At 34.6% G+C, this 25,367-nt stretch carries 14 protein-coding genes; 2 read left to right on the top strand and 12 right to left on the bottom strand.

Annotated features, from left to right (window positions below):
* Positions 1-118 precede the first annotated feature (118 nt).
* Both AAYQ05_RS13280 and AAYQ05_RS13275 read left to right on the top strand, forming a co-directional pair.
* Positions 119-1,177 (top strand): sensor histidine kinase, encoded by a 1,059-nt coding sequence (locus AAYQ05_RS13280; protein WP_343543962.1) that lies wholly within the window; start codon positions 119-121, stop codon positions 1,175-1,177.
* 71 nt (positions 1,178-1,248) lie between these two features.
* Complete coding sequence (locus AAYQ05_RS13275; protein WP_343543960.1) at positions 1,249-1,962, top strand: LytR/AlgR family response regulator transcription factor; 714 nt, start codon at positions 1,249-1,251, stop codon at positions 1,960-1,962.
* A 212-nt stretch (positions 1,963-2,174) separates the two neighbouring features.
* On the opposite strand, the gene nagB is transcribed toward AAYQ05_RS13275, so the two are convergent.
* The 12 genes from nagB to AAYQ05_RS13215 form a co-directional block, all read right to left on the bottom strand.
* Positions 2,175-4,088, bottom strand: coding sequence for a glucosamine-6-phosphate deaminase (gene nagB, locus AAYQ05_RS13270; RefSeq protein ID WP_343543959.1), 1,914 nt, complete (start codon positions 4,086-4,088; stop codon positions 2,175-2,177).
* A 373-nt stretch (positions 4,089-4,461) separates the two neighbouring features.
* On the bottom strand, positions 4,462-6,555 hold the full coding sequence (locus AAYQ05_RS13265) for an alpha-L-fucosidase (protein WP_343543957.1): 2,094 nt from the start codon (positions 6,553-6,555) through the stop codon (positions 4,462-4,464).
* 294 nt (positions 6,556-6,849) lie between these two features.
* Positions 6,850-8,862 (bottom strand): M56 family metallopeptidase, encoded by a 2,013-nt coding sequence (locus AAYQ05_RS13260; protein WP_343543955.1) that lies wholly within the window; start codon positions 8,860-8,862, stop codon positions 6,850-6,852.
* The gene (locus AAYQ05_RS13255; protein WP_202004990.1) at positions 8,859-9,221 is read right to left on the bottom strand and encodes a BlaI/MecI/CopY family transcriptional regulator; all 363 of its coding nucleotides are present in this window, start codon (positions 9,219-9,221) and stop codon (positions 8,859-8,861) included. The genes AAYQ05_RS13260 and AAYQ05_RS13255 overlap by 4 nt, the downstream gene beginning before the upstream one ends.
* A 251-nt stretch (positions 9,222-9,472) precedes the next feature.
* On the bottom strand, positions 9,473-10,129 hold the full coding sequence (locus AAYQ05_RS13250; RefSeq protein WP_343543951.1) for a Pr6Pr family membrane protein: 657 nt from the start codon (positions 10,127-10,129) through the stop codon (positions 9,473-9,475).
* Between the two features lie 49 nt (positions 10,130-10,178).
* Positions 10,179-10,736 (bottom strand): YdeI/OmpD-associated family protein, encoded by a 558-nt coding sequence (locus tag AAYQ05_RS13245; protein WP_343543949.1) that lies wholly within the window; start codon positions 10,734-10,736, stop codon positions 10,179-10,181.
* Positions 10,737-11,008: 272 nt separating this feature from the next.
* Positions 11,009-13,429: a glycoside hydrolase family 2 TIM barrel-domain containing protein gene (locus AAYQ05_RS13240; RefSeq protein WP_343543947.1), complete on the bottom strand. Its 2,421-nt coding sequence runs from the start codon at positions 13,427-13,429 to the stop codon at positions 11,009-11,011.
* Between the two features lie 150 nt (positions 13,430-13,579).
* Positions 13,580-17,107: a malectin domain-containing carbohydrate-binding protein gene (locus AAYQ05_RS13235; protein WP_343543946.1), complete on the bottom strand. Its 3,528-nt coding sequence runs from the start codon at positions 17,105-17,107 to the stop codon at positions 13,580-13,582.
* Between the two features lie 248 nt (positions 17,108-17,355).
* A complete protein-coding gene (locus AAYQ05_RS13230; protein WP_343543944.1) occupies positions 17,356-20,085 on the bottom strand; it encodes an alpha-d-galacturonidase in 2,730 nt (909 codons plus the stop codon).
* 152 nt (positions 20,086-20,237) lie between these two features.
* The gene (locus AAYQ05_RS13225) at positions 20,238-21,119 is read right to left on the bottom strand and encodes a sugar phosphate isomerase/epimerase family protein (protein ID WP_343543942.1); all 882 of its coding nucleotides are present in this window, start codon (positions 21,117-21,119) and stop codon (positions 20,238-20,240) included.
* A gap of 95 nt (positions 21,120-21,214) precedes the next feature.
* On the bottom strand, positions 21,215-22,360 hold the full coding sequence (locus AAYQ05_RS13220) for a sialidase family protein (RefSeq protein WP_343543940.1): 1,146 nt from the start codon (positions 22,358-22,360) through the stop codon (positions 21,215-21,217).
* Between the two features lie 143 nt (positions 22,361-22,503).
* Positions 22,504-25,254 carry a glycoside hydrolase family 78 protein gene (locus AAYQ05_RS13215; protein ID WP_343543938.1) on the bottom strand — a complete coding sequence of 917 codons (2,751 nt, stop codon included), beginning with the start codon at positions 25,252-25,254 and terminating at the stop codon, positions 22,504-22,506.
* Positions 25,255-25,367 lie beyond the last annotated feature (113 nt).

Genomic DNA, 25,367 nt, shown 5'->3' with positions numbered 1-25,367 from the left:
TTAATTTAACTTTAAATTTAGATAAATTCAACTTTTACCAAAATATTTTTAGACGGACGACATTTAAACAGCTCTAAACATCAAAAAATAGTAACAAACGACATTTTATACTCTCGATATGATTTTCAACTCAAGCAAATCTTACAGCTTACCTGTGCGCTACCATGTTTACTTCTGGCTGACCTATTTTGTGTTCAATACATTCCGATGGGGAAGTTATTTTAACGATTACCTCTACTCTCTGAAAACCACTTTACTCGGATTTCCAATTCACATGGCATTATGTTATCTGAATATTTTGGTTTTAATGCCACATTTCGTTTATAAAAAAAAATATTTCCTATATATAGTAACTGTATTGTCGGCGATTTTTATCATGGTGGTTTTAAAATTCAACTTAACTTATTTATTAATCACTCATAACGTTTGGCCAGAAGGTCCGCAGACCATTAATACCCTTACATTAAACTATACGATTGATATGATGATGGGCGAATTGTATGTAATGACGTTTGTTACAGCAATTAAAATCACGCTCGATTTATTACAGGAACAAAGACGTGTAACCGATCTAGAAAAATCGCAATTGGAAACAGAACTGCTGTTTTTAAAATCTCAGATTTCACCGCACTTTTTCTTTAATACTTTAAATAACATTTATTCGCTTTCTGTAGAAAAGTCCAACAAGACTCCGAAAATCGTTTTAAAACTTTCAGAATTAATGCGTTATATGCTTTATGAAACAAAAGAAAAGAAACAGTCTTTAGAGAATGAAATTCTTTGCATTCAGAATTATTTGGATTTGGAAAGAATTAGAAACGGAGAACGTTTAGAAGTTGATATGTCTATTTCGGGAGATATACATGATAAAGAAATTTCTCCCGTCTTACTTTTGACTTTCGTCGAAAATGCATTCAAGCATGGCGTTAACAAAAATACTGGAAATGTTCTCATTGATATCAGATTTAAAGTAAAAGGCGATTATTTATATTTCACAATTTCAAACCCTATGCCCGAAATTACCGTACATAAAGATAATTTTAACAAGGCAAGTGGTATAGGTATAGAAAATGTCAAAAAAAGACTTGAACTGGGATATAATAAAAATGACTATAAGCTTTCATTTAAAAATAAAAAGAATATTTTTGTCGTTAAACTAGTTATAAAAGTCACTTAAGCCCTAGCTTTTATCGGTTTAGAAAACTATACCTACAAAAAACCAAATATCGGCCTAAATAATATTTACAAATGAAAATAAAGTGTTTAATTATCGATGATGAGCCATTGGCAATAAACGTTATTAAAAATTATATTGAACAGATTGAGGATTTAGAATTAGTAAACACTTTTAGTAATTCTATTGAAGGATTAAATTTCTTAAAAAACAATACCATTGATGTAATTTTTCTAGATATAAATATGCCTGTTTTAGACGGTATTAATTTTATTAAAAGTTTAGAAAACCCGCCTTTATTGATTATTACGAGTGCTTACGACCAATTTGCAATCGAAACCTACGAACTTGATGTTTTGGATTATCTGGTAAAACCAATTGAATTTCCAAGATTAATGAAAGCAGTCAACAAGATTAACAAAAGACTTAACAATACCAGTAAAGTTCCGCAGGAAAACAATAAAGAAAACCCTTTTATCTTCGTTAAAATCGACAAGAAAAAAATGAAGAAGATTTTCTTGAATGAGATTTTGGTTATCGAAAGTTTAAAAGATTATTTAAAAATAAGCACTACTTCTGGAAAGTTTATCATTCACAGCACTTTATCAGATTTTACAGGATTATTGCCAGAAAGAGATTTCATCAGAATCCACAGATCATACACAATTGCAATTGATAAAATTGATGCCGTAGAAGGAAACAGCATCGAAATTGAAGGACTTCGATATGTGATTGGAAGATCTTATATTGATGAAGTAAAACAGAAAATTTTGAGCTCTTCTATTTAGTAAAAAGTTATAAGTAATAAGTTAGATGTAAAATATCTAACTTTTTTTATGCTCATTTGTCAACTCACATTTCACATTTTACAGATCACATTTCACCAGACCATATAAAAAATGAAAATGCGGCCAACCACGACCGCATTTTCTCTCAATTATAGGTAACTAACCAAAATAAACCATGAAATAGTCTATTATCTTTATTGCTGCAAAAGCACTTAGAAATGATAACGTTTAAACGCCTCAATAGCCGAATAATCTGCTAATCCTAAGCTGTGGTATTTTTCTGCAGTCAATCTGTTTCTATCTTCAACTCGCACCCAAAACTCCCTGCTGTCATCACCTTGAAACATTACGCCGTCTTTTTGAGACTGGTGATAAAAAATAGCATGTCGTTTCTTTAAAACCTGATCGGGACTCATTGGTACTGCCATGTCAATTTGGTACGATTCCCATTCATGCCAAGCGCCTCTGTAAAGCCAAACCCAGCAATCGTTCATAAAACTATTGTGTTTTAGAATTTTTAAAGCTTCAAACAAACTATCTAAACACACTTTATGAGTTCCGTGCGGATCTGCCAAATCTCCTGCGGCATAAATTTGATGCGGTTTTATTCTTTCAATAATATCACACATAATGTCGATATCTGCATCCGAAAGATTATTCTTTTTTACTGTTCCAGTTTCATAAAACGGAAGATCTAAAAAATGCACATTAGTATCTGGCAAACCTAAATAACGCGTGGCACCAAAAGATTCACTTCTTCTAATTAATCCCTTTAATTTTCTAACCTCAGGCGCATCAATCTCATTTCCTGATCTATTCTGAAGAAAGTCAATTATTTTATCAGACATTCTAGAATCTGGGTGCAATGCTTTCGAAATCTCAGCAAACTTCAGTGCTTCTTCATTAGAAACCGCAATATTTCCTGATGTTTGGTACGCCACATGAACTTCATGTCCCTGCTCTATCAAACGGTCAAAAGTTCCCCCCATCGAAATCACATCATCATCTGGATGCGGGCTGAAAATGATAATTCTTTTCTTTTCCGGCGTGGAACGCTCCGGTCTGTACGTATCATTAGCATTGGGTTTTCCGCCCGGCCATCCCGTGATGGTTTGCTGCATTTTATTAAACATTTTAATGTTCAAATCGTATGCAGTTCCTTCCTCCGTCAAAAGACTCGACATTCCGTTGTCGTTATAATCTTTATCCGTCAGTTTAAGGAAAGGCTTCTTGGTTAACTCACTCAACCAAGCCACCGCTTTTAATTTTAATTCATCTGTCCAAATACAAGATTTAACCAGCCAAGGCGTTTTAACCCTTGTTAATTCAAATGAAGCTTCTGTATCTAGAACAAATGTTGTGTTGTTATGCTCTTGTAAATACGTAGCTGGCACTTGCGAAGAAACTTCTCCTTCGATAGTCTTTTTTATAATTCCTGCTTTACTGATTCCCCAACCAAGCAAAACAATTCTTTTTGCATTTCTAACGGTTCCAATTCCCATTGTAATGGCTTTTCTAGGAACATTATCAATTCCTAAAAAAGAAGAAGCCGCATCGACACGAGTGATATGATCAAGTGTAATGCTTCTAGTTCCTGAATTTACGTGCGAACCAGGTTCATTAAACCCAATATGTCCCGTCCTTCCAATTCCTAAAAGCTGAAAATCTAATCCTCCGTAAGAGATAATTTTCATCTCGTAATCAATACAGTATTGCTGCAATTCCTCTGCGCTAACCTGCCCGTCTGGAATATTAATATTTTCTGGATGAATATTGACATGATTGAATAAATGTTCGTGCATAAAATGATAATAACTCTGAATATCATTTTTATCCATCGGATAATACTCATCTAAATTGAAAGTCACAACGTTCTCAAAACTCAGACCTTCTTCTCTATGCATTCTCACCAATTCTTCGTAAACCTTAATTGGCGAAGAACCTGTAGCCAAACCTAAAACACAATGTTCGTTTAACTCGCTTTTTCTCTGAATTAAATTAGCAATTTCACGAGCGACCAATATAGAAGCTTCTTGCGAGGACTCGAAAATAACATTATGAATTTTCTCAAAACGTGTTTCTTCAAATTTTCCTGCTTCTCTAAAACCTATATCTTCTTTAATCATTTGCCTTGCCATTTAATTACTAAGATAAAAGTAGAATTATATTATCCGCTCGTACTAAAAATTCGACTAATAACGGCTAAGCTTCGGCAAAAGACAAAATAGGACAGTTTCAAAAAAGCAACTCCTTTTTTATATGCTTCGGAGAAGCTTAATATTTATAGAAATAATCTACGATTACAAAATTAAAGCTCCAGCGGAGCGACATATTTTTCTACAATCGTATTATATGTCGCTCCGCTGGAGCTTTCTTCATTTCCTTTATGGTAATCTATAAATATTTCACCCCTCCGGGGTTTTAATGTAGAATATAATCTTATAAATATTCCAATATCAACTCTTTTTAAAACAACTTTGTTTTCCCAAAAAAGGACTTTTATTCCACAACTCCAATTTCAGCTATCGAAACTGTTTGCGTTTTCCCGACAGCAGCTGTGGCGACAAATTTCAAAAATCTTGCTTTTACTGCAGCAAAATTTTTAACCTGCTCGATCGGATTGTGTTTAACATTCGAAAATTCTCCTTCTGATTGTTTGTCCCAATAAAAACTATCTACACTTGTATACAATTCATAATTTGATATCAAATTTAAATTGTTGCCAACCTGCTGTGGCGTATAGGTAAAACCTTTAATGCTGATCAATTCTCCCATATCAATAACAACACTTTGTGGCAGTTTGTTTTCATCATTTCCAAAACTCCATTCTGTATTAGCATCGCCGTCAATAATTCTTTCAACCGATTTGCTGTCACCGCTCGAAGCCGAAATTACTTTCCATTTCTCTTTAGAAACACCGTATTTTGCCATCTTAATAGCGCTATTGATTTTCTCTTTAGCGTTTCTTGAAATTGCTTTAATTTCTACTTCTTTATTATGTACGAATGGTGCTTTGTATAAAGTGCTTTTTTCAGTAGGCGTCTTTCCATCTAAAGTGTAATAAACAGCATTTCCTTCTTCTGATTTAATCGTAACCAAACCATTTTTATCGCGAAGAATTTGAGGTTCTTTTACAAAAGTTGGCGCATTGTAAGCCTCAATTGCACTAATTACAAATCCAGCTTTTGCATCCAGAATATTCACTCTAAGTGCAGAAGCCGTAACACGGTCTAAACGCAGGATTCTCTTGTAACCAATAGTAGTTTCATTGGCGATTGTTTTCCATTGTCCATCAACTTTTACTTCAATAGAAAATGCTTTTATGCGCTGTCCTAGTTTAATATATTCTTGAAGTAAAATTCTATTGATTGCTGTTGGCTTTTTAAACGTAAATTCAACTGTAGCTTGTTTTACTTTATCATCTGTTGCCCAATAGGTATTTTTATTTCCGTCGATTACATTCTGCGGACCAAAATTAAAATCGTTTGCACGAATGTTTGAAGCTTGAACCTGAGTTTCTGCTAATAATTCTTTTTGGAAATCGGCTTTTATAGTGGCAACCAATTCTTTCAATCTTGCTTCGTCATTTTCATGAACCAAACCACGTGTATCAACAGGAAGATTTAATAATAAAGTCGCATTTCGTCCAATCGATTCATAATAAATATCGACCATTTCATCAAGCGAACGCACTTTATCGTCTTCAACTGAATGATAAAACCATCCTGGTCTAATGGAAACATCAGCTTCGCCAGGAACCCATTTTTCTCCGTCTTCATGTCCAGACATAAACTCAGAGTAATGTACTTTCCCAGCCAATTCATCTTTCTGGCGTAGTAACGACCAATTGGTTTTTCCTGCACGTCCTTCTTCATTTCCAATCCATCTTGCTTCAGATGGTCCAACTCCCCAAACTAGCGTTTTCGGCGCGATATCGTAGATTAACTTATAAGTTTCATCCCAATTATAATAAGTCAAAGAATTGATTTTTCTAGTTTCGTTTGCACCGCCATAATAACCATCACCGCCATTTGCACCATCAAACCACATTTCGAAAACATCTCCATAATTGGTCAATAATTCTTTTAACTGATTTCTGAAATACGTGATATATTCAGGTTTACCGTATTGCGGATGGTTTCTGTCCCAAGGCGAAAGATATAATCCTAATTTTAAATCGTATTCTTTACAGGCTGCAGCCAGTTCTTTTACCAAATCTCCCTTTCCGTTTTCCCAAGGTGAATTCTTTACAGAACGTTCTGTATAAGCCGATGGCCATAAACAGAATCCGTCATGATGTTTAGCAACGAGAATAATGCCTTTCATTCCAGCCTCTTTTACCACGCGCGCCCATTGGCGAACGTCTAACTGCGATGGGTTAAAAAGTTCCGGAGATTCGTCTCCATAACCCCATTCTTTATTCGTAAAAGTATTTAATGAAAAGTGCACAAAAGCATAAAATTCCATTTCCTGCCAATCGATTTGTTTCTGTGTCGGAAGTGGTCCAAAAGGCTTTGGAGCATTCATCAATTCCTGACTTGAAGCACTAGAAATTATACCCAAAAGACATAAGGAAAGAAATATTTTTTTCATTACTGATTTGCTTTAAAATAGACTATAAAGCATAAATGTAGTATAAATTGAAATCTTTCGAATAGAATTTCGACCAACAACATTTTTTACAGCATTTTGGTATAAAATGATTTTATTTAAATAATTCGTTTGAGTATACTATTTTTAAAATAACTGTTTTTTGAAGTTGCTAAAAAATAAAGCCCAAATCTGTAGATTTGGGCTTTATTAGTATATTTTGATTGTAGTCTTACAACTTGAATATTTTATTTACAGAGAAAATGTATTGCTTTAACTACCAAAAGCAATATTAGCTTAGTTGCCAACGACTGCTTTTAAAGCTATATACTTTTCAATACCTTTAAAGTTATGTCCTTTTTCTCTCATAGCTTTAATGAAAGTTGGCGTTGCACCAACCGCTTTTGCCCCCACAATATCATCTAAATCTAGATCTGAAAAACCCAGATCCTTATATTCCTTAATTAAATCTGCAGTGATATTTTGTGATTTTAAAGCCGTAAGATTTTCAGACGAAATGTTTTTATAACCTACTTTTTCGAATTGGCTAACATATTCTGGAGTTACATTTAAAGCTTTTAAAGCAATTAAGTCGTCATTTGAAAGATCATTATAACCTATTTTCTTAAAAGAATCAATATAAGCTTTATCTATGTTTAAAGTTTTGAAAGCAATCATATTGTCCTCATCTTCTTCTCCATTTTCATTCTTTTTTGTTTTTGCCGAAGAACGGTAATCATTAATATACTTTCCGTCAATATTTTGAGATTTTAAAGTGATCAAATTTTCTGGCGAAACATTTTTATAACCCGATTTAATAATATCTTCAATAAAAGCTTTATCAATGTTTAAGGATTTAAAAGGAATCAGCGTTTCAATATCTATATTTCCAATTCCAGCATCTTTAATAGAATCGATGTAATCTTCACTTACGTTTAAAGCCGCCAACGGAATTACTTGGTCTTTGTCTACATTTTTATACCCTTTTTTATGCAGCATTTTTACATACGACGTTTTTATATTTACAGCAAAGAAAACCATAAGATCTGTATCATCTGCCAATGTAATTCCTTGTGCAGCCATTTCTTTGGCGAAATTTTTATTGCCAACAAACTTATACGTTCCCATTCCGCTATTTCCTTCAAATTTTCCGGTAAAGTTCATTGTTCCCGCTTCACGCGTTAGAGAAAATGTTCCTTGTTTATCTTTTGATAATCCGCTAAACTCGCTAATATCATAAGTATGAGTAGAATGGCTATTCTCGTCGTTTTTAAATTCCATTTCTACTTTATTACCTTTGATTGTGGCAAACCAGTTTCCTTCAGTTTGATCACCCTTTTGAGTGTTTGCATTCGCTTTAGTTTCTTCGTTTTTTAGATTCGAAGTTAGCGTCTGACTTTGCGCTGCCGGTTGATTAAAAAGGCAGGCAAACAATACCAATAATGGTAACAGGAAAAAATATTTCCATGTTGTGTTTACGTTTGATTTTTTTGAATTCATCATAATGATTCGTTTTTTGAGTAATGATTGATTATAGTTAGTTGTAAGACTCAAAGGAAATTGTGGCGCCGCTACTTTAAGCAGGCTAAATTGATAACTTTCTTTTTCTACGCTACCTTGTTGTAGCATTTCGTTATCGGTCAAAAATTCAAGATTACTTTCCAATGCTTTTCGCCATTGCCAAGCAAAAGGATTAAACCACTGAAAAACAAGTACGATTTCCGCAAGCAAAAGATCAATAGTATGTTTTTGCTCAATGTGAATTTTTTCATGCAGCAAAATCTGATTGTACGTTTCCCATTCGTATTTTTCAGGATTTATAAAAATATTATTAGCAAAAGAACAAGGTGCTTTATCGCCTGTTATTTCGACAATCCTAAATTTTCCATCCCTAATAATCTCTGATGTGTACGCTCTGTAAAATAATATAACAGCTTGCATCAAAAAATTAAGCGCAAAAACAATGACACCAAACCAATACAAATACACTATCCACTGCAGGACCAAAGCCATATTAAACTGTTGCTTTGTTTCATTTACTAAAACTTCATTTACAGGAAGTGGTTTTAGCTCAGCAGTTGATTCTTTTGCAACTGTTTTTTTTATGGAAGGAATAGCTGCAGTTGCTTTCTGTTTTTGAAGAGAGAATTGTTGCGGAATCGGGAGCAACGGCAAAGTAAAAGCTACTAGCATGCACGCAAGCAAAACAAATCTATTCAAGTTATAAAAAGTCTCTTTCTGCAAAAGCAGCTTATAAAACATAAGACAAGCAAAAAGAATAAGCGCTGTGTATAGAATATAAGGTATCATTTAGAATCTTTTTTTATCATGTTTACGATTTCGTCCAATTCTTTTTCGGTTAATTTTTGCTCTTTAGCAAAAAAGGCAAGCATTCGTGGATACGAATTATCAAAATACTGGCTTACAACATCTTTCAATGCAAATTGCTGATATTCTTCTCTTTGAATTACCGGAAAAAAGCAATGCATATTCCCTATTGTTTCTCGATTTAGAAACCCTTTTTCTTCTAATATTTTGACAATCGTCGCAACACTATTATAATGTGGTTTCGGATCTGGCAACAATGGAATAATGTCTCTGATGAAGGCTTTGTTTAAATCCCAAAAAACCTGCATAATCTGTTCTTCTCGTTTGGCTAATTTTATCATAGTGGAAATTCTTTTGACAAATATAACTACTAATTAATTAGTATCAAAACTAATTGATTAATATTTATACTAATTAATTAGTCAGGCCAGTAATTACGGAATATTCAGGCAATGAATTTTTATATTTAACAACTTAAGAAACAATTAATTATAACCTAAAAGTGAAGTTTATAGAAAAATTTCAGGAGAAAGAAGGAAAGAAGAAAGTCCCTTTTTTGTTAATTCCTGACGAGAAGATTGAATATTTTATTTTAGTCTTCCAAGCTAATCTTCTTAGTTCTAATTTTTGAAATTAAAATCAAAATCAAAGACAAAACCACAAAAGAGATTAAAACGAAAAATCCGTTTATAATTGCCGTTTGAAAACCTAATTTAGTTGCGTCTATAAAAGGATACGGATAAAATTCGGTTGCAATTCCGTGAAATAAAGTATAAATGATGTAGATAATTGGATAAATCAGCCAAGACGAAATAACTTTAAAAGAGATCTTTTCTGGACTTACAAAAAACAACAAGAAAACCAAAAATAAAATGGGAACGACCGTATGAAAAATTTCGCTTACAATAAGATGATGTCCTTCTAAATGGAGAGTTGGACGAAGAAGTAAGTTAAAAACAATTCCGACAATCAATATATAAACTGTAATGGCTGTAATAGTAGTGCACTTTTTAAAGAAAGCATTTGCCCTGCTTTTGCCACCAAATAGCAACAAAGCAGTGCAAAGAAAAACGATCGTATTTGTTGTAATGGTAAAAAAACTAAAAAAACGAACTGCTGCACTAAAAAAAGTGAATTCAGGATTTTTTAATAGCAAATAAAACTGTACAGGCAAGGCGTATAATTCTAGGGCAAAAATAATACCTAGCAAAATCTCCCCTTTTATTTTTGTGGTATTTTCTTTTTCCATATTTCACTAAAAGTCAGATTACTAAAGTAAAACATTTTATTCAAAATAGCTACAATACTCTTTTCTGTTTTTCACTCTCTGTAATCGTTTTTTCTAGTCTTGAAAGCTGTGTTTTTTCTTGCTTGGCGCTCATAATCCAATGAATCATCACTTTTTTATAAGAAGGAGCTTGCTTCTCAAAAAATTCCCAAGCAGTTTCATTGTTTTTAAACTGTTTCTCGTAAACATCTAACAACGGAACTGGCTCTTTTTCGTGCGAATAAATCTTAGACTTATTTTCGGTTCTACAACTAAACGCTTTCAAACCAGCATCGGCCATTAAACCCGCTTTTGTAAGATCTTCTATCTTTTGAATATTAATCGCACTCCAAATACTAGAAGGCTTTCTTGGAGTAAAACGAATTGTATAGCTTTCCGCATCAATAGATTTTCTAACGCCATCAATCCAGCCAAAACAAAGCGCCTGATCTACAGATTCTGACCAACTCATAGAAGGCTTTTTACTTGTAACTTTGTAAAAACCAACCAAAAGCTCTTTTTCTGTCTGATGATTTTTCTCAAGCCATTTTCTAAATTCTGATTGATTTGGGAAGAAGATTCGTGTCATTTCTTTTAAATTATTTTATAAATATATCAATATTTCAAATGCTTAAAAGAAAAAATCCGCTTCTAGTTTGAAGCGGATTCTTATTGTTTATATTATTTCGCTCCTCTGGAGCTTTCTCTTATGAGAGAATCATTTTTCTATAAATATTTCGCTCTTCCAGAGCTAATATTGAAATCGAATAATTATCTAAAATAAAGCTTCGGAGAAGCTTAATATTTGTAGAAACAATCAACGATTAGAGAATCAAAGCTCCAGCGGAGCGACATACAAAATTAATTAACGCTTATCTTAATCGATGAAACCGAAATTCCATTTCCTGCCGTCGCCTTCAACTTAATATTCTCTTTCTTTCCATTCGACTGAATAATCGCAATACATTTTCCATTAAACAACTTACAAGAATTGGCTTTAAAAGAATCTAAATTAGCCTGATAACCATTATCGACTCCAACTAATTTCCCTCCGCCAGTTACTTCAAAATTGACTAAATCCATTGCGTTTGGCACTAAATTTCCATCTTTATCCGTCATAGAAACTGTCACGTAAACCAAATCGTAAGTATCGTTTTTAATTGCAGTTTTATCAGCTTGCAAGTCTAATTTTGAAGCTTCTCCTGCTGTGCGGATTTCTTTCTCTAAAACTACTTTTCCGTTCTTTCTAGAAACAGCTTTTAATGTTCCAGGTTCGAATTTTACGCGCCAAGAGATATGAAGATCATCATTTTGTTTTGATTTTTTTCCTAACGACTTTCCGTTTAAGAATAATTCTACTTCATCAGCATTATTATAATAGGCCCAAACTTCGACTTCTTGGTCTTTTTTCCAGTTCCAATGCGGTAAAATATGCAGAACCGTTTTATTCGACCATTCGCTTTGATACATATAATACACATCTTTTGGAAGTCCAGCTAAATCTACAATCCCGAAATATGAACTTCTTGCAGGAAATGGATACGGGTCTGGTTCTCCGATATAATCAAAACCTGTCCAGATAAAAGTTCCCGCCATGAAATCCTGACTTTTAATTGTTTTCCAGTTTTCTTCGTGCGTAGCTCCCCAATACGATTTTACCTGATCGTAAGCCGAAACCGTCCAATCTGCATTTCCGTCAAACGCAGCGCCGTATTTTGTTGGCCATGCTTTAATTCCATCAGGAAAATCATAATGACCGCGCGTTTCTAAAGCCGAAACACTTTCAGAGGCCAATATTTTCTGTCCTTTAAATTTAGTTGGAAAATCTTTATACTCTTCATGTTTGTAATTAAATCCCAAAAGATCCAAAGCTCCTGACTGATAAATAAAGTTTTTCTCAATTACATTCTCTGTCAAAGCCGAAGTTACAGGGCGAGTTGCATCTAAAGATTTAACAATCTTAGCCAATTCTCTTGTAATCGCAATTCCAGTCGAATCAAACTGTTCTCTAATTTCATTACCAATACTCCACATCATTACAGATGGATGATTACGATCTCTTTTAATAAAATCTTCTAAATCTTGTTTGTGCCAAGCATCCCAATCTTTGTGGTAATCGTTGGTTACTTTTTTCTTTTTCCAAACGTCAAAAGCTTCATCCTGAACGATAAATCCCATTTCGTCACACAATTGCATCATTTCCAACGAATGCGGATTATGAGACATTCTGATAGCGTTGGCTCCCATTTCTTTCATCAAAGTCAGTTTTCTTCTAACGGCATGAATATTTTCAACCGCACCCAAAGCACCATTATCGTGATGCAGACAAACGCCATAAATTTTTGTTGGAACACCATTTAAAGAAAATCCTTTTTCTGAATCGAAATTGAAAAATCTAAATCCAAGTGGCGTTTCATAATTATCTACTAGTACAGATTTCTCGTAAACTTTTGTGATTACTTTATACAAATACGGGTTTTCAATATTCCATAATTGTGGCTTTAAAACTTCAAGATTATGCACCTTCGTTTCAAATGTTTTAGCCCCAATTTTCTCTACAGAAATCTTATTCGCCACTTCTTTATTATTGACATCTAAAATAGAAGTAACCAATGTAAATTCTCTGGCAGTATCAAAATCATTATCAATTGTAACTTCCAAATGCACTGTTGATTTCACTGTTGAAACTTCAGGTGTAGTTACAAAAGTTCCCCACTTACCAACGTGTAATTTTTCAGTTGTTACCAATCTCACATTTCTATAAATTCCAGAACCTGTATACCATCTTGAGTTTGGCTGAGCATCGTTATCGACTTTAACGGCGATAGTATTGGTCTGTCCATAATTTAAATAAGGAGACAAATCATAACTAAAAGAGATATAACCATTTGGACGAATCCCTAATGATTTCCCATTTATAAAAACTTCACTATTCTTAAAAACACCATCAAACTCAATTGAAATAGTTTTGCTTTTCCAGCTCGCCGGAATAGTAAAGACTTTACGATACCACCCTTTTCCAGCGGGCAAAAATCCTTGTGCTTGCTTGGTTTTAGCATCTTTATCAAAAGCTCCTTCAATACTCCAATCATGTGGCAATTGAAGTGCTCTCCAATCTGATGCATTATAATTGGCATTAACTGCTTCTGGATAATCTCCTAATTTGAAGATCCAATTTTTGTTGAAATCTTCGACAATTCTGGCTTGTTTTTGTGCAAAAACTGATACCGAAAACAATAAGGCAATTGTAATTTTTTGAAATATGTTTTTATGTGTAATCATGAATATGTTTTTTATTCTAATCGTATTTTTCTGTAGAGACGCACTGCAGTGCGTCTACGCTCCAATTGGCCATACTGTGTGTTAGACGCACTGCTGTGCGTCTCTACAATAAAACCTTGGCGTCTTTGTGCCTTCGTGGCAAACTACCATTTATTGAAATTCGAAATTATCCAACATTAATCCCTTCAAATCATCACCTTCCAACGTAATTTTATACGTTCCTGCATTAATATAACCACCAGAAGTCGTATTTAAAATCTTCCATTTTTCTGGTGAAGGGAAAAACTCAATCGTATCATTTCGCATTAAAATTCCGTAGGCATCTTCCATTTTGAATTTGACTTTTAATGGCGTTTCATTTCTATTCATAAAACGAAAACGCATTAAGTAAATTCCAGCAACTCCTGGTTTTACTTCAAACTCAATGCTATTGTTTGTCTTTTTTGTGAACTCAATATAATCCGCTTTTTTGAAATTTCCTTTTTCTATTCCAGTTCCCGTTATTTTTGTCTTTTCGGCTTCTATCATCACAACAGGTCTCGAATCGTCTTTTTCGCCCATATCATAAGTTGGAACGACGGCAATTGTCGAAATGGTTTCAGAATTATCAAAAATAACTTTCTCGTCTTTCTTTATTTTTTTTGTGAAAACTTCAAACTCAGTTTGACTGCTATTTTTAGCTTTTTCTTCTATTTTTTTATATTTCGAAAATTGCTCTAAATTCAAATTTTTCTTATCTATAAAAAGATATAATTCTGAATCTTCTTTAGCAGTAAATGAACCTTTGTTTTTAGAATTAGCTGAAAACTGTAAATAATCTGCTCCAAAAACCTCAGAGGGCAATTCGGTAAAAACAACATCAGAATCTGAATATTGTTTTGAATTAATATCCAGCCATGAACCTACTCTGTTAGTTTTATCATAAGAATCTAAAACCAGATTCTGAATGTTTTTTGAAGATTCCTCCGCAGGTCTTGCATGAATTTCTTTTGTTGCAATCGCAATGGCAGAAATAATCGCCTGTGATGCTTTTACATTTGGGAACGAAATCACAATTTTTCCGTTTGTGCTTTTTACTTTAAATGTCTTTTTCAACGCATTATCATGTCCCGCTTCTGCCCAAATATCAAAATCATTTAAAACGATATTATTGTTTATTGCAACGTCAAACAAACGCCAGCCTTTGCAATCCATTCCACCACCTGTTCCGTACCAAGGTTCTGTGAAATATAATTCTATTAAATATTCGCCATCTGGAACTGGAAATTCGTAACGCAATTTATCAACTCCGTATCTAAAACTTTGAAATAATTCAGGATCTTTTGTTCCGTTTATTGGGTCAAAAGTTTTTCTTTGACTGGCAAAAAAATCAGGCAATTTTTCAAAATTATCTGTCCATGATAATGAACCCCAACTGTTTTGTCCATTTTTATGTGTATCGGTAAACCAAGTATTTCCAGCAGAATCTGTCAATTCAGAACCTCCGCAATTTACCCTGTAAACATAATTAAAACCTTTTTGGGCCTTTGTAATATCGGTTTTATCAGATGTTAAATCATCAAAACTTGGTCCCTTTGGGAAGTTATTTAAAACGATATAATCTTTAGCAACTGCTTTCCCATTTACATAACCAACAGCATATAAGACATTGTACTGAATATTGACATTATTAAATTGAAAATGCTGTCCTATTCCTGGATTTTTTAGTTTTCCTAAAGAAGCTTTATTCACATCGTTAAACAATTCTACTTCATCACAATTCGAATAAATATCGATTCCGTTTTTGATTCCAGGTTTTTCCCAGCGGCTTGGCCAAGTATGCGAAACGATATACACCATCGGATTGGTTTTGTTTGAAACATAATTGGCGCGGTACATGTAAAATGCATCCAAAGGTTCGCCCCAAATGGTAAAAAGTCCTTTGTAATTTACTGGGCCAACTTTGTCAATGTCTCTAAAACCTTCTCCGTTCTGTACTCGTCCCGGATTTTCATGCGAAGCAAAAAGCCAGTTAAACTGTCCCGCAATTTTATCTTTTACCGATTCGGCTTCTCTAACTTTAATTTCCATTAACTGAGAAAAACGGTTTTCGCTTAAAGTTCCTTTTTGGTCAAACTCACCTTCTGTATGCAAATCGGCTGAACGCCATGCGCCGTATTCTCCGTTTAGAAGCTGAGTTGTCATTTCCAGATGGTATTTTAACGGATCTCCGCCATAAGTTCCTGACCAGTTTTGAACGACATTCCAATCTGTTCCTTCTCCACCGTTACAAGTTGTTACGATTCTTTGTGAGGCCGATAACGGATCCATTTCACGAATAATCTGCGTGCATTCTTCTGCAAATTCCTTCGGAATAGTACTTTCGTTCTGCAATCCCCACATAACAACCGACGGACTGTTTCTGCGTTCCTTAATCCATTCTCGTAAAAGAGTTTTGAAGTTTTCTTTAAATTCTGGAGTATCATACCAAATATGTGCCGAAAACTGGCTCCAAAACAGGATTCCGTTTTCGTCTAATTCTTTTTGATATAATAAATTATGAGGCTGATGCGCTTCTCTAAAAGCGTTAAATCCGCCTGCTTTTATCTGTTCGATTCTGGAATGAATCATTTCGTCTGAAAACGAATGACTTTTTCCAATCAAATGTTCGTATTCGCAAACGCCGTTTATAAAGACTGGTTCATCATTAATAAAAAAACGATTGTCTTTTCCGTCACGACTAACCGGCCAACTTACCCAGCGAATTCCGTAAGGCGTTGTTAACTGATCGATTATTTTTCCGTTTTCGTAAACTGAAGTAACCAATTTATACAAATACGGATTGGATGGCGACCATAATTTCGGATTCTGAATCTCAGGAAGTGTCAGTGCTATTTCCTTTGTTTCTCCCGAATTGATTTTGCTATCGCTTTTATTGACAACAACTTTCTTTCCTGACGCATCCAGAAGGATATTTTCGATAGTTAAGTTTCGTTGTGAAGTGCTGTAATTCTTAATTTCTGTAATCGTATGAAGAATCGCTTTTTGTTTAGAAACCGATTTATCGTTCCAGATATGAACACCAAACGGCTGAATTCTAACATTGTTTGTAATTACCAAAGAAACTGGTCTAAAAATTCCCATTGGCTGAGAACCTTCAGAAAATCCCCATTCACCCGAACAGCCTCCGCAAACCCAAGGAAGATCTGCAATAAAAGAGGGATGCGCTGCTTTTACTAAAATGATATTTTCTTTATCGAAAGAAACCGCTTTTGTAATATCTAAGGTGAAAGTAGTTCTTCCGCCTTTGTGTTCGCCTACTATTTTACCATTTATCCAAACCGTTGCATAAGAACTTACACCTTCAAAATAAAGAAAATGCTGTTTTGGACTGTCTTTTTTATCAAGTTTAAGCGTTTTTTTGTACCAAGCGGTACCATGTAAATTTCCATGTTTTGTTCTTCTGAAACCATAATACTGATCCCAATTGTGAGGCACACTAACCTGCTGCCAATTGGAATCAGTTTTTGGATTTTCTACAAAATCTTCTTCTTTCAGCGGAAGATTATCCAATATTATGGTTTCCCAAGACGAATTCAGCGAAATTTCTTTACGAAACTTCCCCGAATCTTTGCTCTGACTCCAAACAAAGCAAAGACTTGAAAAAAAACAAAAAATAAAAAAAACTATTCTATTCATATTTTCAAAACCATATAAGTGATTATAAGGTTGTTTTAAGTTATCTTGATAACAGACCTAACAGGTTTTAAAAACCTGTTAGGTCTAATCACGTTTACTTCGAGCAAACATGACGGGTTTTAAAAACCCGTCATGTTTAACTTTACGTTTATTCGCGTGAGGGATTGAGGCGGTATCCTTTTATGAAGCGAAGCGGAATAAAAGATATAGCCGAAAGCCCCACCCGAAGGGACACGCCCAAATTATTCTTAATAAAACAACCAGTCAATAGCTGCTTTTTCTCCTGCATCAATATATCCAACATCGCGTGGTGTTATGGTTTGATCTGCGTCGATGAAACCTAAAATCAGTACTTTTCCTTTTCCTAGATCTAATTTATTCTCGCCCGGCTGGAAAGTATACGTATGAATATTTACACGAGGTAAATCTTTTAAATTCATTGCACTTGCCAAAATCACTTCGGCTTGACCGTGCGCATTTCCTGCTGCATCTGTCTCTAAACTTGGCGGCAATAAAAATCTCTTCTGATCTGAATTGAAATAACCCACCACTAATTTAACCGCTTTTGTATTTCTAAACTTCAAATGTGTTCCTTTTTCGTTTTGATCGTTTTCTACAAATGAGAATCCTCTTAGGTTTTGAAGTTCTGGAGCAATTTTAGTCAATTCAGAAATATCTGTTCCGTACACTTTTGTGCCTACTTTAACTAGATAAGTTCCTGGTTTTTCATCTATAAAAGTTACTTCTGCTGGTTTCCAAGGTTTTCCTTCTTTGGTTTCTATTTTACCATCTTTTGAAGATTTTAGCTTCTCTAGATTTCTTTTAAAATTAGCCAATTCACGTTCGTAATGCGGTAACAATTCTGCCCAAGTTTTATTGTTTCCATCATCTCCTCCAATCGGGATTCGGCGTTGAGCAGTCTGCATACTGTTGGCATAGTAATACGTATCTTTTGTCAGTTTTACCAATAACTCATAATATTCAATGCTCTTTTCTAAATGAGGCAAAGCTTTGTCTAAATCGGTAATATCATTCGAATAACTGTATCTTAAAACCAATAAAGCTGCTTTTACTTTTTCTGAAAAGAAATCGGCGAAAGCCTTATAAGCATGCATATCATTTTTAAGACGTTCAAATTCTTCTTTATCTTTGGTTACACTTGCTTCTGCTTTATCTATTGCTTCAACAGCCAATCTTCCGTGTTCTGTAATTTCAGCAATAATCTGTGTTGGAAGTTCACCAGAATGTGGTTCTTTGTTCCATTCTTTTTTAGCATATTCTAAAAGCAATTCGCCCGCTGGTCCGCATGATTCGTGGAATCCTGGATAAACTCTCCATTTTGACGGATTGACCAACTGACTTTCGAACATTCCTAACAATAAAGTTTGACGGTTACCTTCTGTAATTCCGAAACGTCTTAATGTTTTTGGAGCAATTTCACCTGTTTCTTCGTAAGCTTTTAAAATGTTATTTGCAGCTTCCGGACTAGTTCCGAATTTCGCAGCTAAATCATTATCCCAAAATTTAATTTCTTCGTTTCGATCTCTTTTGCTGTCCCAAGCATATCTTGCCCAAGCTTTGTACCAAATCCAGTCACGATCCATTTCTAATAAACGTTCTCCTGATTTTGTTTTATCTGCCGAGTAAGGCCAATCCCAATAAGATGCCTGCGGATATAAATGCAGTGCATTTGCGCCATGAACACTATGCATCGCTTTTACAGTTTTCTGAATAAAATCTGGCGAACCATATCTAAAAGGTTCTAAATTAGCCAATATATGAACATTTTCGATATGAATTGATTTCAGAGCACTCAACTGTTTGTGCGTTTCTCCCCATGGTCCGCCCGGCGTATAAGTCGTTAAAGATTCTCCTGTATATTTACTTTCTGTATAAAGGTTTTTGTATAGCGGAAGTGATTTTTCCATTACCAAAGGCCCGTCTGTATCGTGAGAACGAAGAATAATTGGCGGTTCTTCTGTTTTTCCTAATGCCTGTAAACCATCACGAACACCTGGAATAATAGTTTTGGTAAACCATTCTACATCATCATCAACTGTATTGATTGCTTCTCCCAAACAAACCATTAATCCAACATTTGGATATTTTTCAATGAATGCTGCGATAGATTTTCTAGTATAATCAGACAATAAAGGCGTAATAGGTCTTGAACGATCTTGAGTTTTAATGTTGTAATGCTCTGCAAAAGGCTTAGAGACAATAATATTATAAAACATCTGAATTACCCAGATTCCACGTTTATTGGCTTCAACCGTTAAGAATTTATAGATTTCCTCATTCTTTTTGAAATCTTCATCGCTGACTTCAACTGCAAACGGATAATCTTTTAATTTTACTAAAGATGCAAAAGGGTGTCCGTTCCATAAATACAAAGAGTTCATACGATTTTCTACCAGCATATCTAAGTATTTCACCCATAAAGCTTTATCATAAAACCAAGGAAAAGTTTCTGGCGTATACGGATATTCATAAACATCACGACCTGGAAGATAAACAGGCTTCTGCATTCCGATGCAAGCGCCTCTCAAAACCATTTCTGGACTGTCGTCAATATTGATTTCTGAAGGAAGTTTTCCTGAAGCTTTAATTTTATCTGTTAATTCTAAAGCACCATACAAAGCTCCGCTTGCATCTGTTCCTTCAATATAAATTACATTATTTTGAGTACGAATCTGGAAACCTTCTTTCTTAGTTAATTTGCTATCGTCGATTTTAGCGCTTTTAGCGTTTTTCTTCCAGAAATCGGTTCCTTTTTCTCCAACTACAATTACTTTATCTTTTGATTTTTTGAATTTATCAGAAGAAGTTACACTGAATCCTTTTGCTGAAAGTGTTTCTGATAATTTCTCTGCTCCAAATTTTGCTCTTGGCGAACTCGGATCACTAACTACTGTGATGTTCTGCGCTGTCGCGAAAGAGACGTAAAGACATAAAAAAAGTAATTGTAAATATTTCATGGTATGCTGTTTTTGGGTATTCATTCTAAAAATAATCTGCTAAATCTGCCCGATCTCCGTGAAAAATATCTCTCGCAGATTTAGCAAATTCGGCAGATTTATAGTGAAAAATTGTGTTGTTTAACGATTACATATTGATCACTGTTTATTGTTTAATTCTGGAAAATCTTCTTCAAATAAGCCACATTTGCTCCGTAATTTGCTTTTACATTATGCACTTGTGTGACGTCGCGAGAACGCTCTACAATTAGCCATCCGCTCCATTTCATTTCGTCCAAAGTTTGTTTGATTTTTGGCATGTCAATCGCTTTATCATTTTCTAACCAAAACTGATCGGTGTTGGAAGCGTGAATTTGTGCTACATATTTCTTTCCTAATATTTTCAATTCTGAAGAAATATCTCTTTTATTATCTAAAGCATTCGCAAAATTGAAAGAGCTTTTAATATATTTTGAACCAACTTCATCTAAAAGTTTTTTCTCCTCTGTCGCGTCTAAAGAGGTTTCAATCGCAATTACACCGCCTATTTTCCCTACTTCTTTTCCTGCCCATTGCAGTCTTTTGATCACTTCTGGACGTAATTCTGGATTTTTAACCAAATCAGTTTGAGTTCCTAACGGAAGATAAGCTACTTTTACCTTCATATTCTTCATAGCCTCAATGCAATCTGTAATCATTGGTGTGATTTCTCTTGTCGCAAAAGACTGCGCATAAAATCCAGACATCGCAATTGAGCTTATTCCAACTCCAGTTTCTTTCGATTTATCTAAGAATTTTTGTCTTTCTAGTGGATCTCCTAATTTACTGTCGAAAGTTGGTCTATTTCCTAAACCTCCCATATCGAGCTCTATTCCATCAGCTTTTATTTCAGCTGCTAAACCAAAAGCGCCTAATTTTTGTCTTTTCAGAATCATCCAGTCACAAACCGCCACTTTATATTTTTGTTTTTTGGAAGACTGAGCCGTTGCGCAGCTGTTGAATGTCGTTGACATAACAACTAGCATTGCAATAAATAAATTTCTTTTAGATTTCATGGTTATATTTTTTTTGCCACGAATTGCACGAATTTTCACGAATTAGTATTAAAAAAATTCGTGAAAATTCGTGGAATTAGTGGCGAACTTTTTCTTTACTCTTCTTCCGCTTTTACTGCTGTAACTACTTTTCCTTCGTCGCCTGGCCAGATTCCGTTTTTAATTGGAAGTGCAACCAATTTACTTGGATCGATTTTTACATATTTCAGTTTTTCTCTTCTCCAAGTGTAAACAATATGCACCATTCCGTCTGAACTTTGAATAATTGAAGGATAAGAATATTGACTGATTTTTGAATCTTCTAAAACTAAAGCAGCATTCCAATTAATTCCGTCTTTAGAAACCGAAACATTCAAAGGTGTTCTTGGTCCTTTTGCTTCTTTTCCTGGAGGAAGAACGTGATTGTAAACTAACAAATGTCTGCCGTCTTTTAAAGTTACAGCATCAGTTCCTGAGTTGTTATTTGGAAGTCCGATTAGCTCAACATCCGACCAAGTTTTTCCGTTATCTTTTGAGAATGTACTGAAAATCGCTCTGTTTCTAGTTCTTCCAATAGCCTGAATACTTCCGTCTTTATGAAACAAAATACTTGGCTGAATTGCATTTATTTTTTGTTTTCCTCTTGGAAGCGTATCTCCCATTACCCAAGTTTTTCCGAAATCTGGAGTAGATTCCATACGAAGTCTCCAACCGTCGCCTTCAATGCTTGACGGACATAATAAAGTTCCGTTGCTTAATAAAACTGGTTTGTTTTTGATTGGCCCTAAGAAACCGTCTGGCATTTTTTGAGCCTGAGACCACGTTTTTCCACCATCAGATGAAGTTCTGATTACGCCCCACCATTCAGATGGTTTTGGTCCTATTTTGTAGAATAACATTAAATCGCCTCCCGGAATTTGATATAAAACTGGGTTCCAAGTTGGTAATCTCGGCCCTTCTTTCATCACACCATCGGCAACTTTTACACCTTCTCCCCATTTATCACTTCCTTTTGGTTTAATGGCCACATAAATGCAAACATCTGGGTGTCTTTCGTGAGTTCCACCAAACCATGAGGCAACTAAATCACCATTTGTAGCTTCAACAATTGTAACAGCGTGGCAAGACGGATAAGGTGCTTTATCATAAATAAATTCATCTACTAAAATACCTTCTTTCCAAGTCTTTTTCTCTAAAGCAGATTTACAACTTCCTAAAAGGAAAAGTCCAAACAAGACAAATGCTAATTTTGCTAACTTCATTCTTAATTAAATTATGAATTATTTTTTCTGACTATAAATACATACCTAACATTTTTTTAGGTAAAAATATTTATTAAGTGTAAAAATAACACTAAAAAATTAACAATGTATCCTGTACTGTCCCGAATTATTAAAAATGTAAATTATTTAACGTTTATCGCATAATTACCTGACGAAAGTGTCACTACTATTTGATTTTTTTCTATTGAATGAATATAAGAAGTCTTATCCAGCTTTTGTTTATTGATTGAAATAGCTTCAATATTATTTGATGGAAGATAAACTACCGCCGACGTATTTGCGGGAACAGTAATATTCCAAACCAAAGTTTTTTTATCTTTTTTCCAGTCACTTTTAATTGTTCCATAAATTGATTCGTATGAAGCATTTACATAAGTCAATCCAGCATTAAAATCTGGTTTCATGATAATTTGTTTGAAACCCGGAGTTTCAGGATTGCTCTTGATTCCCGCCATATTTTCGTAATACCAAATCAGTAAGTCACCTAAAAGCATAACATGATTTTGCGAATTCATTGCAGGATCGGCAGTATTTCCGTTCCAAAGCTCCCAAATGGTTGTTGCGCCATTTTCGACCATATAACCCCAGCTTGGATAGGTTTTGTTTGAAGCCAATTTGAAAGCCAAATCGCCACGACCAAAATTGGTTAATGTTCGCATCAAAAACTGTGTTCCGATAACTCCCGTGCTTACATGACCGTTTTTAGTCACTTCCACTTCGTGTACAAGATTTTCGAAAACTTTTTGCTGCAATTCTTCTGGAACCATTCCGAAAGTCAAAGGCAGTAAATTGGCTGTTACGGTATTATTGGCATAATTATTTTTGGCTACATTAAAATATTTAGCGTTGAATGCTTTTTTAATTCTTGAAGCTAATTCATCATAATGTTTAATATCATTTTCAGCATTTGCGATTACCGCAAATTTCTTCATGATGTTTAAAAGCTGATAATAAAAAGCACTCGAAATCAATTCGCCATCCGTTAAACGAGAAGGATCTTTGGAACGAATTAATTCCAAAGATTCTGGTGGAACGCACCAGTCGCCGTATTTGTCTTTGGTCATGATATCATCAACCAAATAATTTTCTTCCATGTAATCCATCCATTTTTTCATAGACGGATATTGTTTTTCAACAACTTTCTTATCGCCAAACTGCTGATACAGCATATCGGCAACTGTAATATACGTTCCCGGCCAAGTTACATTATCGCCATAGTAACGCCAGAAAGCTGGTGCAACATCAGGAAGTCCGCCATCAATAGTTTGTGAATTTTTAATATCATCTAACCATTTCGCATATAAAGTCTGATTATCAAATAAGAAACTTTCACCGTAAGCCCCCGTTGTTCTGTCTCCTAACCAAGGCTGACGCTCATTTCGTTGCGGACAATCGATCGGCATTCCTTTATAATTCCCGCTGATTCCCCACCAAGCATTCTTAAAAATCTGATTCATAGTTGGGTTTGAAGAATCGAAAGTTCCTGTTGTGGCAATATCATCGTAAACGACCTTTCCAACAAAATTTTCTAAAGTCGGTTTTGTTTTGAAACCTGAAATCTCCACAAATCGAAATCCGTGAAAAATAAAACGAGGTTCCCAAATTTCTTCACCTTCGCCTTTTAAAGTATAAATATCAGTTGTTTTGGCATCACGTAAATTCGCAATATATAACGAACCATCTGGCTGTAAAGATTCAGCAAATTTCATGATGATTTTGTCTCCAGCGTTTCCTTTTACTTTCAATTGCAACCAGCCCACCATATTTTGCCCCATATCTAAGATATAAGTTCCTTTTGATGTCTGTTTGATCGAAATCGGTTTTACTTCACGTTTCACCTTCATATTCGCCGACATCTGTCCTTCGTAGAATCCGCCTGGTTCTTGAACATATTCTGCCGAAAGCCATTTTTTATCATTAAAATTAATGGTATTCCAGCCTTTCATTTCTTTGCGGGCATCATATTCTTCTCCGTCGTATTCGTTGTTAGATAAGATTGGTCCATCGGTTGTAATTTTCCAAGTATCATCGGTTCTAATCACATCTTTACTTCCATCTGTATATTCTACAAACAACTGCAAAGCCATTTTCGGATAACCAAAAGTTTTGATTTTATAGGGCTTATAATCTTGACGCATCGTAAAAAAACGTCCGTTTCCTAAAATGGTTCCTAACGCATTTTTTCCTTCCTGCAATTGCGAAGTCACATCAAAAACATTGTATTTCACGTTCTTCGTATAATCCGTAGGAACGGGAGCTAAAACCTGATCTCCAATTTTATTTCCGTTAATGTATAACTCGTACAAGCCCATTCCCATGATATAAACTTTGGCACTTTTGACTTTCTTCTTCAAGTCGATTTCTTTTCTTAAATATCTCGCTGATAATCTCGAATACTGCGAAATACTATCTCCTGAAGAAGTTTTCTCATACCCAATCCATCGTGTTGATTTCCAGTCAGCATAAGTTAAAATTCCGATGCTGAAATGTGCTGTTTCTTTTGATTGAACTTCGCCTTTGTTGGTAAAAACAAGTACTTTCCAATAAACATCTTGTCTGTCTTTTAGCTTTTTTCCGTTATAAATTACATTTACAGATTCGTCGCTTTGTACCTTTCCGCTGTCCCATAAATCTGCATTTCCGGCATTTAATTTTTCTAAAGACGAAGACGCCAAAATTTGATAATGAGTTTGTTTTACATCATTTATGCCTGCTTTTATTTTCCAGCTCAATCTTGGCTGTAAAACGTCAATTCCTTCAGGATTGGTCAGCATTTCGCATTTTAAATCACTCACAATGATTTTATTTTGGGCTTTCGCCGAAATCGTGAAAAGTGAAATGATTAAGGTAAGATGTAAAAAAAACTTTTTCATGGTATTGTTTAAATAAAGTCAAGTCCCTGAGGGACAATATATTTATAGATTTTATAATAGTTAGTTCGATAAGCCCCAGTGGGGTGACATAATTTTCTATAGATATCGCTCCG

It is taken from the genome of Flavobacterium movens (assembly GCF_039581425.1).
Lineage (GTDB): Bacteria > Bacteroidota > Bacteroidia > Flavobacteriales > Flavobacteriaceae > Flavobacterium > Flavobacterium luteolum.
The sequence above is the reverse complement of the archived record's forward strand: the minus strand, read 5'-3'. Positions and strand labels throughout refer to the sequence as shown.

Coding starts and splice junctions, on each gene's coding strand:
- AAYQ05_RS13280 (WP_343543962.1), top strand. CDS start 119: ATGATTTTCAACTCAAGCAAATCTTACAGCTTACCTGTGCGCTACCAT.
- AAYQ05_RS13275 (WP_343543960.1), top strand. CDS start 1,249: ATGAAAATAAAGTGTTTAATTATCGATGATGAGCCATTGGCAATAAAC.
- nagB (WP_343543959.1), bottom strand. CDS start 4,088: ATGATTAAAGAAGATATAGGTTTTAGAGAAGCAGGAAAATTTGAAGAA.
- AAYQ05_RS13265 (WP_343543957.1), bottom strand. CDS start 6,555: ATGAAAAAAATATTTCTTTCCTTATGTCTTTTGGGTATAATTTCTAGT.
- AAYQ05_RS13260 (WP_343543955.1), bottom strand. CDS start 8,862: ATGATACCTTATATTCTATACACAGCGCTTATTCTTTTTGCTTGTCTT.
- AAYQ05_RS13255 (WP_202004990.1), bottom strand. CDS start 9,221: ATGATAAAATTAGCCAAACGAGAAGAACAGATTATGCAGGTTTTTTGG.
- AAYQ05_RS13250 (WP_343543951.1), bottom strand. CDS start 10,129: ATGGAAAAAGAAAATACCACAAAAATAAAAGGGGAGATTTTGCTAGGT.
- AAYQ05_RS13245 (WP_343543949.1), bottom strand. CDS start 10,736: ATGACACGAATCTTCTTCCCAAATCAATCAGAATTTAGAAAATGGCTT.
- AAYQ05_RS13240 (WP_343543947.1), bottom strand. CDS start 13,429: ATGATTACACATAAAAACATATTTCAAAAAATTACAATTGCCTTATTG.
- AAYQ05_RS13235 (WP_343543946.1), bottom strand. CDS start 17,107: ATGAATAGAATAGTTTTTTTTATTTTTTGTTTTTTTTCAAGTCTTTGC.
- AAYQ05_RS13230 (WP_343543944.1), bottom strand. CDS start 20,085: ATGAAATATTTACAATTACTTTTTTTATGTCTTTACGTCTCTTTCGCG.
- AAYQ05_RS13225 (WP_343543942.1), bottom strand. CDS start 21,119: ATGAAATCTAAAAGAAATTTATTTATTGCAATGCTAGTTGTTATGTCA.
- AAYQ05_RS13220 (WP_343543940.1), bottom strand. CDS start 22,360: ATGAAGTTAGCAAAATTAGCATTTGTCTTGTTTGGACTTTTCCTTTTA.
- AAYQ05_RS13215 (WP_343543938.1), bottom strand. CDS start 25,254: ATGAAAAAGTTTTTTTTACATCTTACCTTAATCATTTCACTTTTCACG.